Origin of the sequence: Sideroxyarcus emersonii (assembly GCF_021654335.1) — a bacterium.
GTDB lineage: Bacteria > Pseudomonadota > Gammaproteobacteria > Burkholderiales > Gallionellaceae > Sideroxyarcus > Sideroxyarcus emersonii.
Genome location: NZ_AP023423.1, coordinates 1,795,621 through 1,809,709 on the forward strand (window position 1 = coordinate 1,795,621; position 14,089 = coordinate 1,809,709).

The 14,089-nt window shown below is 61.0% G+C and carries 12 protein-coding genes and 1 tRNA gene; 7 read left to right on the forward strand and 6 right to left on the reverse strand.

Annotation, left to right across the window (positions count from 1 at the left end; all coding sequences use genetic code 11):
- Window positions 1-81: 81 nt before the first annotated feature.
- The 3 genes from L6418_RS08695 to queG form a co-directional block, all read right to left on the reverse strand.
- Entirely contained in the window at window positions 82-1,020 is a 939-nt protein-coding gene (locus L6418_RS08695; RefSeq protein ID WP_237246533.1) for a hypothetical protein, read from the reverse strand.
- Between the two features lie 288 nt (window positions 1,021-1,308).
- Window positions 1,309-1,384 (reverse strand) — tRNA-Lys (locus L6418_RS08700).
- Between the two features lie 57 nt (window positions 1,385-1,441).
- Window positions 1,442-2,509: a tRNA epoxyqueuosine(34) reductase QueG gene (queG, locus tag L6418_RS08705; protein WP_237246534.1), complete on the reverse strand. Its 1,068-nt coding sequence runs from the start codon at window positions 2,507-2,509 to the stop codon at window positions 1,442-1,444.
- Here queG and tsaE point away from each other — a divergent pair.
- The 4 genes from tsaE (at window position 2,504) to L6418_RS08725 (ending at window position 5,965) form a co-directional block, all read left to right on the forward strand.
- A complete protein-coding gene (gene tsaE, locus L6418_RS08710) occupies window positions 2,504-3,010 on the forward strand; it encodes a tRNA (adenosine(37)-N6)-threonylcarbamoyltransferase complex ATPase subunit type 1 TsaE (protein ID WP_237246535.1) in 507 nt (168 codons plus the stop codon). The genes queG and tsaE overlap by 6 nt on opposite strands.
- Window positions 2,992-4,284 carry an N-acetylmuramoyl-L-alanine amidase gene (locus L6418_RS08715; RefSeq protein ID WP_237246536.1) on the forward strand — a complete coding sequence of 431 codons (1,293 nt, stop codon included), beginning with the start codon at window positions 2,992-2,994 and terminating at the stop codon, window positions 4,282-4,284. The genes tsaE and L6418_RS08715 overlap by 19 nt, the downstream gene beginning before the upstream one ends.
- 126 nt (window positions 4,285-4,410) lie before the next feature.
- Window positions 4,411-5,433: a hypothetical protein gene (locus L6418_RS08720; RefSeq protein WP_237246537.1), complete on the forward strand. Its 1,023-nt coding sequence runs from the start codon at window positions 4,411-4,413 to the stop codon at window positions 5,431-5,433.
- Between the two features lie 25 nt (window positions 5,434-5,458).
- Window positions 5,459-5,965 (forward strand): TlpA disulfide reductase family protein, encoded by a 507-nt coding sequence (locus tag L6418_RS08725; protein WP_237246538.1) that lies wholly within the window; start codon window positions 5,459-5,461, stop codon window positions 5,963-5,965.
- Window positions 5,966-5,994: 29 nt separating this feature from the next.
- Here the strand turns inward: L6418_RS08725 and L6418_RS08730 are convergent, their stop codons facing one another.
- The 3 genes from L6418_RS08730 to cysK all read right to left on the reverse strand — a co-directional run bounded on the left by L6418_RS08730 (window position 5,995) and on the right by cysK (window position 9,030).
- Complete coding sequence (locus L6418_RS08730; RefSeq protein ID WP_237246539.1) at window positions 5,995-6,996, reverse strand: hypothetical protein; 1,002 nt, start codon at window positions 6,994-6,996, stop codon at window positions 5,995-5,997.
- A 53-nt stretch (window positions 6,997-7,049) separates the two neighbouring features.
- Window positions 7,050-7,937, reverse strand: coding sequence for a cysteine synthase CysM (cysM, locus tag L6418_RS08735; RefSeq protein WP_237246540.1), 888 nt, complete (start codon window positions 7,935-7,937; stop codon window positions 7,050-7,052).
- A gap of 118 nt (window positions 7,938-8,055) precedes the next feature.
- Entirely contained in the window at window positions 8,056-9,030 is a 975-nt protein-coding gene (cysK, locus tag L6418_RS08740; RefSeq protein WP_237246541.1) for a cysteine synthase A, read from the reverse strand.
- A gap of 242 nt (window positions 9,031-9,272) precedes the next feature.
- On the opposite strand from cysK, the gene L6418_RS08745 reads away from it, so the two are divergent.
- From L6418_RS08745 to glgP, 3 genes are all read left to right on the forward strand, one after another.
- Window positions 9,273-10,274, forward strand: coding sequence for an NAD(P)-dependent alcohol dehydrogenase (locus L6418_RS08745; RefSeq protein ID WP_237246542.1), 1,002 nt, complete (start codon window positions 9,273-9,275; stop codon window positions 10,272-10,274).
- Window positions 10,275-10,553: 279 nt separating this feature from the next.
- Window positions 10,554-11,417 carry a bifunctional transcriptional activator/DNA repair enzyme AdaA gene (locus L6418_RS08750; RefSeq protein ID WP_237246543.1) on the forward strand — a complete coding sequence of 288 codons (864 nt, stop codon included), beginning with the start codon at window positions 10,554-10,556 and terminating at the stop codon, window positions 11,415-11,417.
- Between the two features lie 152 nt (window positions 11,418-11,569).
- Window positions 11,570-14,083 carry an alpha-glucan family phosphorylase gene (gene glgP / locus L6418_RS08755; protein WP_237246544.1) on the forward strand — a complete coding sequence of 838 codons (2,514 nt, stop codon included), beginning with the start codon at window positions 11,570-11,572 and terminating at the stop codon, window positions 14,081-14,083.
- Window positions 14,084-14,089: the final 6 nt, after the last annotated feature.

Here is a 14,089-nt window from a genome sequence, read left to right on the forward strand (position 1 = left end):
CGTACCGGCCCCCATGGAGATTATCCGAGTTGCGGATGATTTGGCAAAGAATCGCCTCTTGAAACGTGAGGCTAAAAGATTCTAGAAAGAAAGCTTCAACGTGGATATCCATCCGCGATTGAAGGTACTGAAACTCGTTCCTCTTGGTTCCTGATAGCCGATTCCCACAGTCAATTTCTCCCTGCCTTTGAGTTCAAAACGGCCGAACACCACACCGTAAGTCAGTACCAGCTGATTCTTGCCATCGAATGCTCCCTTGTACCAATGAGTATAGTTCGCCTCGATCTCGGGCCAGAAATTCTGCAACACATGGGCTTGCAACGCTACGGCCCATGCCACAGGCACACCGATCAACGATAGATTGTGGTCAGGCACGCTGGCCGAGATGGAGCTTTGTATATCGAACCCTTGCTGCCTGTTCCCCCAGCCCTTTCCAGCGGCAAACGCGGGCGTGTAAACGGTACTGTGAGAAGAGAACTGGTCGCTGCCCGTAGGGACGCTCAGGCCGAGCGAACAGCTGACGACATAGTTGCCGTTTTCCTCATTGGCAGCCATGAGCCGGTATCTGCCTAGAAACGTTTCGTCCGCCCATCCCGACGAATTGGATCGAGGCGCCTGCTTGTCGATGTATGCAGGAATGCCGATTTGCGCTTCGAAGTTCTCGCTCATGATCAGTTCCAGCCCCTTGCCCATGCCGTAATTCTCCGCAATGGAATTGCCCGGCAGATATTGCCTGCTATAGTTGTAACGGAATCCCTGGGTCAGCCGCGGCGAGTTCATGCCGAGCAATAGCTCCCAATGCGGCTGAATTTCCTGCGTCCTGCTCACGCCATCCAGCCAGCCGGAAAGGAATTCGCCAGCCTGCCCGGGCATTTCCTCTGCAGCCTGCAAGGCAGTTGGCGAAAACAGTGCCAGGATCATCGTTGCGACGGCAACTAGCGCGACCACGTTTAAGCGACTCGCTTTCGATCGCCCCGCGCCGGGGGTCAAACCGGAGCGAGAAAAATGTTCCTGCATCATTTTCACTGGACTGCACGTTAGAGGCCGGCAGTCTAAATGACGGCGCCTTATTCCCTTAAATCACATTTAATTCATATTAAATAATTAATAATTCTATTTAACGCAAGGACTTCTGGCTGGATCGAGCGCTCGCCGATTCGGCAAGCGTGATGGACATCAAAAAGCGAAAATATTGGTACGAACGAGTACCAAAGGATGCGCGCAATATGCGCTGCAGGATTTACAGGTACGATTTTGTCACGCCAGAAAAAACAAAAAGCCTGCATTTCTGCAAGCTTTTGTATTATTTGGTGGGTCGTGCGGGGATCGAACCTGCGACAAACGGATTAAGAGTCCGCTGCTCTACCAGCTGAGCTAACGACCCGGAAGAGGCGCGCATTTTATGCGAGCAGCCGGAATTGTCAAGGTTAATTACCCGTCACTAACCGCTGGAATGGCGCTGCAAAGCCCATTCGACATGCTCGCGCACCAGGCCGGACGGGTGGTGCGACCGGGCTTGCAATGCGGCCACGACCTCCGGCGTTGTCGGGGCGTTACCCAGCGCCACCGCGACATTGCGCAGCCATTGTTCATGGCCAATGCGATGAATGGCGCTGCCAGCCAGCCTGGCATGGAAGGTTGCCTCATCCCAGGCAAACAGCTCGACCAGCGCGATGTCGTCGAGGCCGTTCCTCACGGCGAAATCGGGCTCCAGCGTCTTTTGAGCAAAACGGTTCCACGGGCAGGCCAGCTGGCAATCGTCGCAACCATAGATGCGGTTGCCGATGGGCGCCCGCAGTTCGGCCGGGATGCTGCCCTTGAGCTCGATGGTGAGATAGGAGATGCAGCGCCGTGCATCGAGCAGATAGGGCGCGGTAATGGCCTGCGTTGGGCAGATATCGATGCAGGCGCTGCAGGTGCCGCAATGATTCTCTTGCGGTGCATCAACCGGCAACGGCAGGTCGATAAATATCTCGCCAAGGAAGAACCATGACCCCTGCTCGCGCGACAGCAGCAAGGTGTGTTTGCCGCGCCAGCCCAGATGCGCTTTCTGTGCCAGCTCGACTTCCAGCACAGGCGCGCTGTCGGTGAATACGCGGCATTGGCATGCCACCTCGCCGCGTATCTGCTGCGCCAGCTTCTCCAGCCGATTGCGCAGGACCTTGTGGTAATCGCGCCCCAGTGCATAACGCGAGATGAAGGCGCGACTGCCGTCTGCCAGCACCTCCGGCGTGCTCCTGGCCTGCTGCGGGTAATAATTCATGCGTACCGAGATGACGCGCAGGGTGCCGGGCACCAGCTCCTGCGGACGCGCACGTTTGGCGCCATGTTTTGCCATATAATCCATCGCGCCGTGATGACCGTCCGCCAGCCATTGCAGCAGGTGCGCTTCGGCTGCATCGAGGTGCGTATCGCTGATGCCCACCGCCTGAAATCCGAGCGCATCGCCCCAAGCCTTGATGCGGGCGGCGAGCGCGTCGTAATCCGTGTGAGGTAAACCGTTTTGCATGAACCGAATCATAGCCGAAGTGGTGTAAGCAGACATTCCGCCGCAGCGCAGAAGCTCGCAATAAACCTGCCCGACGAGGCCGCCACGACGGCCTTTGCAGCCAGACTCGCAAGTGTCCTGCAACCGGGCCTGATGATCTATCTGCGCGGCAATTTGGGAGCAGGCAAGACGACGATGGTGCGGGCACTGCTGCAGAGCCTGGGTTACGTCGGCAATGTCAAAAGTCCGACCTACACCCTGATTGAGCGTTACGAAGCAGCTGGGTTACACTTACGCCACTTCGACCTGTATCGCTTTCGCGGTGCCGAAGAGTGGGAGGATTCCGGATTTCGTGATGAGTTCGACGGACGCAACATATGCCTTGTGGAATGGCCGGAACAGGCCACGGGCCTGCTGCCCCCCGCAGATATCAGCCTCACCTTCGAGATACTCCAGGACGGACGCGAACTTACACTCCATGCTTACAGCCCGGCAGGCCAGACATGCTTGAACGCGCTTTAAGACTCGCCCTCCTGTCTTGCCTGTTGTGGATACCGACCGCATTTGCCCAGATCGCCATCAGTGCCGCGCGTATCTGGCCTGCGCAGGATTACACGCGCATCACGCTGGAGTCGCAGCAACCCATCCGCTATAACCTCTTCAGCCTCAAGAACCCGGAACGCCTAGTGATCGACCTTGAGGATGTCGAGCTCAACGCCGCCCTGAATGAACTGGCCGGCAAGATCGGCAGCGATGATCCCTATATCAGGAGCGTGCGCATCGGCCGTTTCAAGGCTGGCGTCGTGCGCCTCGTGCTCGACCTCAAGGCACAGGTCAAACCCCAGTTGTTCAGTCTGCAGCCGGTGGGGGATTACGGACATCGTCTGGTGCTGGACGTGTATCCGCTGGTCGCGGTCGATCCGCTGATGGCGCTCGCCCAGCAAGGCGAGACCAAACTCGCGGCGAGCGAGCCCTCCGCCGCCAGCGAGGTTGCGGAAGCAACGCCCAAACCGGCGATCGAATCGCCAGCCGAGCCGGCCGCCAAGCCTGCGCCTCTGGCACGCACCGAACTCAGCAACCGCGTGCTCATCGTCGCCGTGGATGCGGGGCATGGCGGCGAAGACCCCGGTGCACGCGGTCGGCGCGGTACGCATGAAAAGGATGTGACGCTTGCCATCGCACGCCGGCTGAAGGCACAGATCGACAAGGAGCCCGGCATGCGCGCCATCCTGATCCGCGATGGCGATTACTTCATTCCGCTGGGCGGGCGCGTGGAGAAAGCTCGCAAGGCCCACGCCGACCTGTTCGTCTCCATCCATGCCGATGCCTTCGTCAAATCGACGGCGCGCGGCTCGTCCGTATTCGCGCTATCCGAGCACGGCGCAACCAGTGCCAGCGCACGCTGGCTGGCGAAGAAGGAGAACGAGGCCGACCTCATCGGCGGCGTGAACCTCGCCGCCAAGGACCCCTACCTTGCGCGCACCCTGCTCGACCTGTCGCAGACTGCCACCATCAGCGACAGCCTGAAACTCGCCCGACATGTGCTGAAAGAGCTCAGCGGCGTCAACACCCTGCATCGCGGTCACGTGGAACAGGCTGGTTTCGCCGTGCTGAAATCACCGGATACCCCGTCGATACTGGTGGAGACCGCCTTCATCAGCAATCCTGTCGAAGAGCAGCGCTTGAAAGACGACGCCTATCAGGAGAAGATCGCATACGCCATCCTGAGCGGGGTCAAACGCTATTTTGCGCAGAACCCTGCCCTGTCCAAACCACAGCTGGTACAGACCGAATAAGCCCTCGCCATGTTTCCAGCCTGCGGCAATATGTCGCAGCTGCGCCGAAAAACGAACTCCTATAATCGCCAACCTGAGCGGCTGGTCTTGCTCGAACAATAAATCAAAACCAGGGAGTTTCGAAAAATGCAATCTTTACACAAGGGGCTGCGCACTGCGCTGATGATCACATTCGGATTGGGGACGCAGTTGTCCGGCACACAGGCGCTTGCCTGTGCCGCTTGCGGATGCACGCTGTCGCGTGACTGGGAATCGCAAGGGATCTCGAGCAAGCCTGGCTTCACGGCGGACCTGTCGTACGACTACCTGAACCAGAACCACCAGCGCTACGGCAGTGCGGCGGCCTCCCCCGGCCTGATCAACAGCCAGCTCGCTGCCGGCCAGGAAGTCGAGGCCTATACCAGAACTCAGACCGTCACCGCCTCGCTGATCTATAACGACGACGACTGGGGGATCAGCGTGCAGGTCCCCTATGTCATGCGCAGCCACGGCACCTACGGCACCACCGCCCCGCTGGGCTCCAGCTACTCCGCCTCGGCGGACGCCAGTGTGGGCGACATCCGCCTCGTCGGTCGCTATACCGGCCTGTCCGAGGAGGGGGCCAGCGGCCTCATCGCCGGCATCAAGCTGCCCACCGGCAATTTCGGCAAGAACTTCGACAGCGGCACCGCCGCCGGCACCCCGCTGGACGCCGGCCTGCAGATCGGCACCGGCTCCACCGACCTCATCCTCGGCGCCTACACCACCGGCACCGTCGACACCTACGGCTGGTTCCTGCAGGGCACCGTCCAGCATGCCGTGGCCACCCAGCAGGCGCTGGGCAACCTGTACTACCGTCCCGGCGACGCCTATCAGCTGAACACCGGCATCCGCTATGCGGGCTTCGGCGCCAAGGTCTCGCCCATGCTGCAGCTGAACGTGATCAAGCGCGAGGTCGACAGCGGCGCCTTCACCGTCCCGGTCGATCCGGTCACCGGCGTGTCGGTCAGCGGCGGCACCCTGGCGTATCTGGCCCCCGGCGTATCGGTGCGTGTCGGCGGCGGCGCGTCCGTCTACGGCTTCGTGCAGATCCCGATCTACCAGAACGTCAATTCTCTCCAGCTGACGCCGGGCTATACCCTGACGCTGGGGCTGAGGCAGTCTTTCTGAGGCGAACCGGATGATGGAACCCCGCATGGAACGATCCTTTCTGCCGCCTGCGCCGATCTCCTGGGCAGGCGTGCTGCTGGCGCTGCTGCTGTGTTCGGCTCCCGCGGTGCGGGCGGGCGCATGGGATCTGAAGGATACGGCCGGGGTGCATCACACGCTGGCTGCGGAGAAGGGCAAGTGGGTGCTGGTGAATTTCTGGGCGCCGTGGTGCCCGCCCTGCCTGCAGGAGATGCCCGAGCTGGAGGCGCTGCAGCAACAGCGCAAGGATGTGCAGGTGATCGGTGTGGCCGTGCTGTACCGCAAGCGGCAGGAGGTGCTGGATGCGCTGCGCTCGACGGCGGTGTCGTATCCCATCGTGCTGGGTGACGAGGATGTCGCCAGCGATTTCGGCGAGATGCGCGGCATGCCCACCAGTTTCCTCTACGATCCTTCAGGCAAGCTCGTCGGAAAACACGATGGACCGGTTACCAGGGAGGAGGTGGAGCAGGCACTGACGCAAGGACCGAACCTGGCAAAGCTATTCCCCCGCTGATCCGCAACGCCGCTGTTCCAAACTCAATATCACTTCAGTTCGTCGAACAGCATCTCCAGCCGGAAGCTGAACTGCGGGCTGGGCCGGAACTGGCGCTCGCGCGGGAAATGCAGTTGCGGGCTGAAATCGAAGAACATCCATTTCCGGTGCAGCCGATAGCGATACTGCATCAGCACGACATAATCGATCACCTGCGTCGTCGGCTGGCTCACGCCGATGGCGCTTGCCTGATACATCATGGCCCTGCGCTCATCCAGGGTGTGAAACACCGTCAGATCCTGGCGCAGGTCGAAGTTCTGCGTGTTATTGAGCCAGTTGGCGGAACTGGTGGCACGAAACAGTACCGGTTCGCTGATGGTATGGTCGATATCCATCTGGGTGGTTTCGCCCGCACCGATGGTGTTGAACCAGAATGCCGTCTCCGTCAGCTTCACGCGCCATTCTTCCAGCGGTGACATTTCCACGCTGGCGCGCGTGCGTGCAAAAGGTGTCGTACTCAATCCCTGGAACTTGAGTCCGCCGTCCGCGCTCAGGTGCCAGCGCTCAGCTTCCTGCTGCATAAAGCGTAATGCAGCACCGAAACTCTGCTGTGCTGCAGGCTCATTCGGCTGCTGCGGCAGTTGCTGTATCTGGGTCGGGTCGACGACAGCATTCTTGTCCGGGTTCGTTTCCAGCAACAGGTGCAGCTTCTGTTCCGCGATAGGCAAATGCACATTCGCCCTGCCGGAAAAAGTGAAGCCCGGCTGTCCGGCGTAGCCGGCCACCCGATTGACATCCATCTCGAATACGCTGTCGTTGCTCTCCTGATAATGCCGGTCGTCGCCGAAGAACCGGTCGATGCTGCTCACCAGGCCGACGAGTTTCCCGGACAAGTAATCGCGCGGGGTATCCAGCATGTTCGCTGCGTCTTGCGGTGCGGCAGGTGGCAGCGGGGGCCCCGCCATCTCCGGCGGAGGCCCGACCATCTCAGGCGGGGAAACGGGGACTTCGTCGCCCAGCACCAGCAGCGGAACCCACAGTGCGGCGGCCAAGGACAAGCACACCAATGTTTTGCAGGTTCGTGCGGACGGGAACCTCATGCTCCTCAGGCGGGAAACACCCCGGTGGAAAGATAGCGGTCGCCACGGTCGCAGACGATGAACACGATGGTGGCATCCCGCACCTGCTGCGAGATGCGCAACGCCACGCTCAGCGCCCCCCCGGACGAGATGCCGCAAAAGATGCCTTCTTCGCGCGCCAGACGGCGCGTCAACTCTTCCGCCTCCTGTTGCCCGACATACTCCAGCCTGTCCACGTTCTGCGGGCTATAAATCCTGGGCAGGTAAGCTTGCGGCCATTTGCGGATGCCGGGAATCTGCGCGCCCTCCTCCGGCTGCGCGCCGATGACCTGGATGGCGGGATTCTTTTCCTTGAAGAAGCGCGAGCAACCCATGATGGTGCCGGTGGTGCCCATACTGCTCACAAAATGCGTGATCCGGCCTTGCGTGTCGCGCCATATCTCCGGCGCCGTGCCTTCGTAATGAGCCCGCGGATTGTCCGGATTGGCGAACTGGTCGAGGATGAGGCCGCGTCCTTCATCGCGGAGTTTTTCCGCCGTGTCGCGCGCCAGTTCCATGCTGCCTTCTTTCGGCGTGAGCACCAGTTCGGCACCGAATGCACGCATGGTCTGGCGACGCTCCACGCTCTGGTTCTCCGGCATCACCAGGATCATCCTGTATCCGCGCATCGCCGCCGCCATCGCCAGTGCGATGCCGGTATTGCCGCTGGTCGCCTCGATCAGCGTATCGCCCGGTTTGATCTCCCCGCGCTCTTCGGCATGGCGGATCATGGAAAGCGCCGGCCTGTCCTTCACCGAACCGGCCGGATTGTTCCCTTCCAGCTTGGCCAGAATCACATTGGAAGTATCGCCGGGAATGCGTTTGAGTCTGACCAGCGGCGTGTTGCCGACATGGTCGTCCAGTGTCTTGTACATGCTCAATCCTGCAAAAAGGAAACGCCTGCATGATAAATGCTGGCGATTCCTTTTGCACTTCTAAATCTCTCTTGTCGATCCGGCACGCTGAAGCATCAACTCCGTTCGGGCCGGATCATCAGAGGGCAATGCCAGATGGGTCGAACAGCCCATCGAACAGAATGGAACTCAAGTAACGTTCCCCCGAATCCGGCAGGATCACCACAATGGTCTTGCCCGCGTTCTCCGGCTTCTGAGCCAGACGCACAGCGACCGCCACCGCGGCACCGCTGGAGATGCCGGAGATGATGCCCTCCTCGCGCGCCAGACGCAGCGCATACTGCACTGCGTCTTCGTTGCTGACCAGTTCGATATCGTCCACCAGCGACAAATCCAGCACGCCTGGCACAAAGCCCGCGCCGATCCCCTGTATCTTGTGCGGTCCGGGCTTGAGATCGAAACCCGCTCGTTTCTGTGTCAATACCGGGCTGGCGGACGGTTCCACCGCCACCGACCTGATCCGCGTGCCGCGCGTCTTCTTGAAGTAGCGCGTCACGCCGGTGATGGTGCCGCCCGTTCCCACGCCGGAGACGAAAATATCGACCTTGCCATCGGTATCGTCCCAGATCTCCGGTCCGGTGGTCGCCTCGTGGATGGCTGCATTGGCGGGGTTCTCGAATTGCTGCAACAGCACATATTTCGGATCGGAGTCCGCGATCTCCTTTGCCCTGGCCACTGCACCGCTCATGCCCTTCGCGCCTTCGGTCAGCACCAGGCGGGCACCGTAGGCTACCAGCAGCTTGCGCCGTTCGATGCTCATCGTCTCCGGCATGGTCAGCGTGAGCGGAATGCCGCGCGCTGCCGCCACGAACGCCAGCGCAATCCCGGTGTTGCCGCTGGTCGGCTCGACGATCTCCTTGCCCGGCCCCAGCAGGCCGCGCTTCTCCGCATCGTCGATCATGGCCACACCGATGCGGTCCTTCACCGAATAAGCAGGATTGCGGCCTTCGATCTTGGCGAGGATGGTGGCAACCGCACCATCGCCGATGCGGTTGAGCCTGACCAGCGGTGTATGGCCGATGGACCTGGCGTTATCTGTATACAAGTTCGACATGCATCTTCTCCTGGAACCGGGTTCACGACGATGCAAGTCTAACCATGTCCAGGTACTTAATGAACTGGTCAATTGTTATATGGTTAGAAGCGCCATCGATAACGAATCCCCTGTACATGGTACGGGTTAGATGTGCCGCAGGCACCTGCGTCACACTAGAATGAGCGGGTGTAGTATCCGGGACATCGGCGCAAGCCATGCCGTGATCCGCAACCGAACTGTACCCGTCGAGGAGAAACCAGATGATAAAAGCCTATGCTGCATTCGAACCCAGGGGACTCTTGCAACCTTTCGAATACGATCCCGGCGAATTGAAACCGCATGAAGTGGAGATCGATGTCCACTACTGCGGCATCTGCCACAGCGACCTGAACGTGATCGACAGCGACTGGGGGCGCACCTCGTATCCCGTGGTCGCCGGCCACGAGGTGGTGGGAAAGATCGGCCGGATCGGCACCAAGGTCAGGCATCTGTCCATCGGCCAGGTCGTCGGACTGGGATGGCATGCGGGCTACTGCAACGAATGCTCGTTCTGCCTCGCCGGAGACCACAACCTGTGCTCCAGTTCGCAAGCCACCATCATCGGGCATCACGGCGGCTTTGCCGACAAGGTGCGCGCGGCCTCGAACAGCGTGGTGCCCATCCCCGACGGCATCGAGCTGGAATCCGCCGGCCCCCTGTTCTGCGGCGGAATCACCGTGTTCAATCCGCTGGTGCAATTCGGCATCAAGCCCACCGACAAGGTGGCGGTCATCGGCATCGGTGGCCTGGGGCACATGGCGGTGAACTTCCTCGATGCCTGGGGCTGCGAAGTTACCGCCTTCACATCGAGCGAAAGCAAAAAGAACGAAGCGCTCAGCCTGGGCGCGCGGCATGTGCTGGACTCGCGCAACCCGGACGAACTCAAGGCTGCGGCAGGCCGCTTCGACTTCATCATCTCGACGGTGAACGTCAAACTGGACTGGAATCTTTATCTCGGCACACTGAGTCCGCGCGGTCGATTGCATTTCGTCGGCGCAACGCTGGAGCCACTCGATATCAGCGTGTTCTCGCTCATCGGCGGGCAACGTTCGGTGTCGGGTTCGCCGGTGGGCAGCCCGGCCACGATCTCCCGGATGCTGGATTTCGCCAACCGCCATCGCATCAGGCCGCAAATCGAGAAATTCAGCTTCGCGGATATCAATCAGGCCATCGCAAGGGTCAGGAGCGGGCAAGCCCGTTACCGGGTAGTGCTCTGTCGATAAGGCCGTCTTCCTTTCGACCGATCGGAAGGAGGACTGCAACTCCTTGCCCAACCGGAATAGCGGGAATCGCGAACACAGCAAGAATCGGGTAGCGGCGATGGCATGGCCTTTGGATAATGAAGTCCATATCCACTACCGGAGAATTCATGGACACGACATCCCCGTCCCGTTCCACCCTAATTACAGCCTGTCGGCATGACAGCCCAATCGGGTCACATCACGTCCGGCTGCCGACATGCATCGCTGCCGGATCGCCATCGATGACGAAGGACCTGTTCGATGCCTGATATCTCTTTCAAGGAGCAGCGCAACCAATATGAAGTCGTGGCTCGCGCCATCGCTTACCTGCGCGCTAACGCGCTCGGACAACCGCCGCTCAAGGAACTTGCCGACCATGTCGGCCTCAGTGAATTCCACCTGCAGCGCATCTTCACGGAATGGGCCGGCATCTCTCCCAAGCGTTTCCTGCAATACGTGACGAAAGAACATGCCCGGCAGGCACTCAGGGACTCGTCCGACGTATTGACGGCCGCACTCGATTCCGGCCTTTCCGGCTGCGGGCGTTTGCATGACCTGATGGTGAGCTGCGAGGCGATGACGCCGGGCGAGATCAGGAAGCTGGGGGCGGGATTGGAGATCCGGTTCGGGTTCGCCCCCACCCCATTCGGCAATGCCTTCATCGGCTGGACGTCCCGCGGCATCTGTCACTTCGAATTCAGCGATGACGAGTTCGAGACCGCGGTATCTGCATTGCAAACCCATTGGCCCAGGGCGGCATTGCTTGCCGACCCTGTCGGCGCAATCGCCCTTGCCGCAAAGATCTTCCCCGCCGTACCCGGACCGGGAGAGTTGCATCTGGTGTTGCGGGGCACCAATTTCCAGATCAAGGTATGGGAGGCCCTGCTGCAAGTCGCACCCGGACAAGTCGTGTCATATGGCCATCTGGCAGGAATGGTCGGATGCCCGAAAGCCGCACGCGCGGTCGGTTCCGCCCTCGCTGCAAATACGATAGGCTATCTGATCCCCTGCCACCGCGTGATCCGGGAGAGCGGGAAGATCGGCGACTACCGCTGGGGAAGCGTGCGCAAGATCGCACTGCTTGCATGGGAAGCGAGCCGCACGGATAACGGCAAGCAGCGATAAGTCAGTCACCTTGCAGGCAACCTCCCGCCAGGTAGCGCTACCGTCGCAGACACACCGCAACCGCGTGCAGCCACGCATACCCCGCCCAGCGCAGCCGTGCTATCCTGCTTTCGACCGCATCAAGCGTCACTCGAACAAAAGGGTTGGCCGCCGTGCATATCACCCACTATCTTCCCCGTACCCTCCCCGAGCCGCTGGCAGGGCTGACCACCCTTGCACTCGACCTGCGCTGGAGCTGGCACCACAGCACCGACACCTTGTGGCAAGCCGTCTCCCCCGAACTCTGGGAAGAGACCCGGAATCCGTGGCTGATACTCGAAAACATTTCCGACCGGCGGCTGGAAGAGCTGGCAGCAGATGCCGGCTTCGTCGAGACGCTGCAGCGCCAGCTGGAGGCACGGGAAGGACACTTCAAGAGCGACACCTGGTTTGCTTCGCAGTTCGGACAGGCATTCAGGGGATATGTGGCCTACTTCAGCATGGAGTTCGGGCTCAGCGAATCGCTGCCGATCTACTCGGGCGGATTGGGCATACTGGCAGGCGACCACCTGAAGACCGCCTGCGATCTGGGCGTGCCCCTGATCGGCATCGGTTTGCTGTATCAACAGGGGTACTTCCGTCAGGCGCTGGATGCGCAAGGCGAACAGATCGAGTTCTATCCCTATAACGCGCCCACCATGTTGCCGGTGACCCCGCTCATGGATGACCGCGGCGAATGGGTACGGGTAAACGTGGAGTTTCCGGGACGGCAGTTGATCCTGCGTGTGTGGCACGTCGAGGTTGGCCGGCGTTCGCTGTTCCTGCTCGACAGCAACGAACCGCTGAACTTCCCGGGCGACCGCGGGATCACCAGCGAGCTGTATGGCGGCGGCCAGGAAATGCGTTTACAACAGGAAATCGTGCTCGGCATCGGCGGCTGGCGCCTGCTGGAAAAAATGGGCATCGATTGCCCGGTGTGCCACCTCAACGAAGGGCATGCGGCTTTCGCGATCCTGGAACGCGCCCGCAACTTCATGCATCGCTGCGCGCAGCCATTCGAGGTGGCGCTGCGTGCCACGCGCGCTGGCAACCTGTTCACCTCGCACACGCCGGTGGAAGCCGGGGCCGACCGCTTCCCTCCCGACCTCTTCATGCATTACTTCCGGGATTACGCGAAACTGCTCGGAATCGACGAGCAACGGTTGCTGGCGCTTGGCCGCGACGGTGTCCGGAGCGATCGCGGCGAGCCGTTCAACATGGCCTATCTGGCCTTCCGCGGCGCAGGGGCGGTGAACGGCGTAAGCCGCCTGCACGGCAAAGTGAGCAGGGACATCTTTCAGCCGCTGTTCCCGCGCTGGCCTGCAGCGGAAGTGCCGGTCGGCCATGTCACCAATGGCGTGCATGTGGCAACCTGGGACTCCCAGGCCGCGGATGCATTGTGGACCGATGCTTGCGGCAAGACACGCTGGCTGGGCACGCTGGAAACCGTCGCAACCGACCTGCGTTGCCTGGATGATCGCACGTTGTGGGATTTCCGCTGCCGCGGCCGCCGGGGACTGGTCGACTTCCTGCGCACCCGCCTGGCGCGGCAGAACAGGTGGCTGAATACCACACAGGCGCAGGATCAATCCCTGGATCCCGGTTTCCTGACCCTGGGATTCGCACGCCGGTTCACCGAATACAAGCGCAACAACCTGCTGCTGCACGATCCCGACCGCCTGACCCGCTTGCTGACCAACCGCGACAGGCCGGTGCAACTGGTCATTGCAGGCAAGGCACACCCGTATGACGATTTCGGCAAACGCATGATACGCCAATGGAACGATTATCTGCGCCGGCCAGAACTGCAAGGAAGGGTCATCTTCGTGGAAGACTATGACCTGGTCATCGCTGCCGAGCTGGTGCGCGGTGTGGACGTCTGGATCAACACACCGCGCCGCCCCTGGGAAGCCAGCGGTACCAGCGGCATGAAAGTGCTGGCCAACGGCGGGCTCAACTTGTCCGAACTGGACGGCTGGTGGGCCGAGGCCTACCGGCCCGAAGTGGGCTGGGCGATAGGCGACAGACAGGAACACCGCAACATTGCCGAGTGGGATGCAGCCGAGGCGGAACAGCTCTATCGCCTGCTGGAAGAAAAGGTCGTTCCCTGCTTCTACCGGCGCGACGAGAACGGATTGCCGCGCGAGTGGGTGCAGCACATGCAAGAAAGCATGGCACAACTGACCACGCATTTCTCCAGCAACCGCATGGTGCGGGAATACACGGAACGTTTCTATGTCCCGCTGGAAAACGCCTGCCGGCAGCGCATGGACGACGGATGCAAACTTGCCGCCGAACTCGAAGCCTGGCATGCACACCTGCGGCGGTACTGGGATAAGCTGTATTTCGGCAACGTCAGCGCAGAAAAATGCAACGAAGGCTATCGCTTCCAGGTCCAGGCCTACCTGGACGGCATCCCGGCCGAAGCGGTATGCATCGAACTCTATGCCGAGGCCGCGAACGGCGGCGAAGCGGTGCGTCAGGTGTTGACCCGGACGACGCCGCTGCTGGGGGCGGACAACGGCTATCTGTATACCGGCACGGTCAAGGACGACCGCCATGCCGCGGCATACACCCCGCGCATCGTGCCGGCGCATGCCGCAGCCACGGTGCCGCTGGAGGCATCCATGATCAGCTGGTACAGGTGACAACAG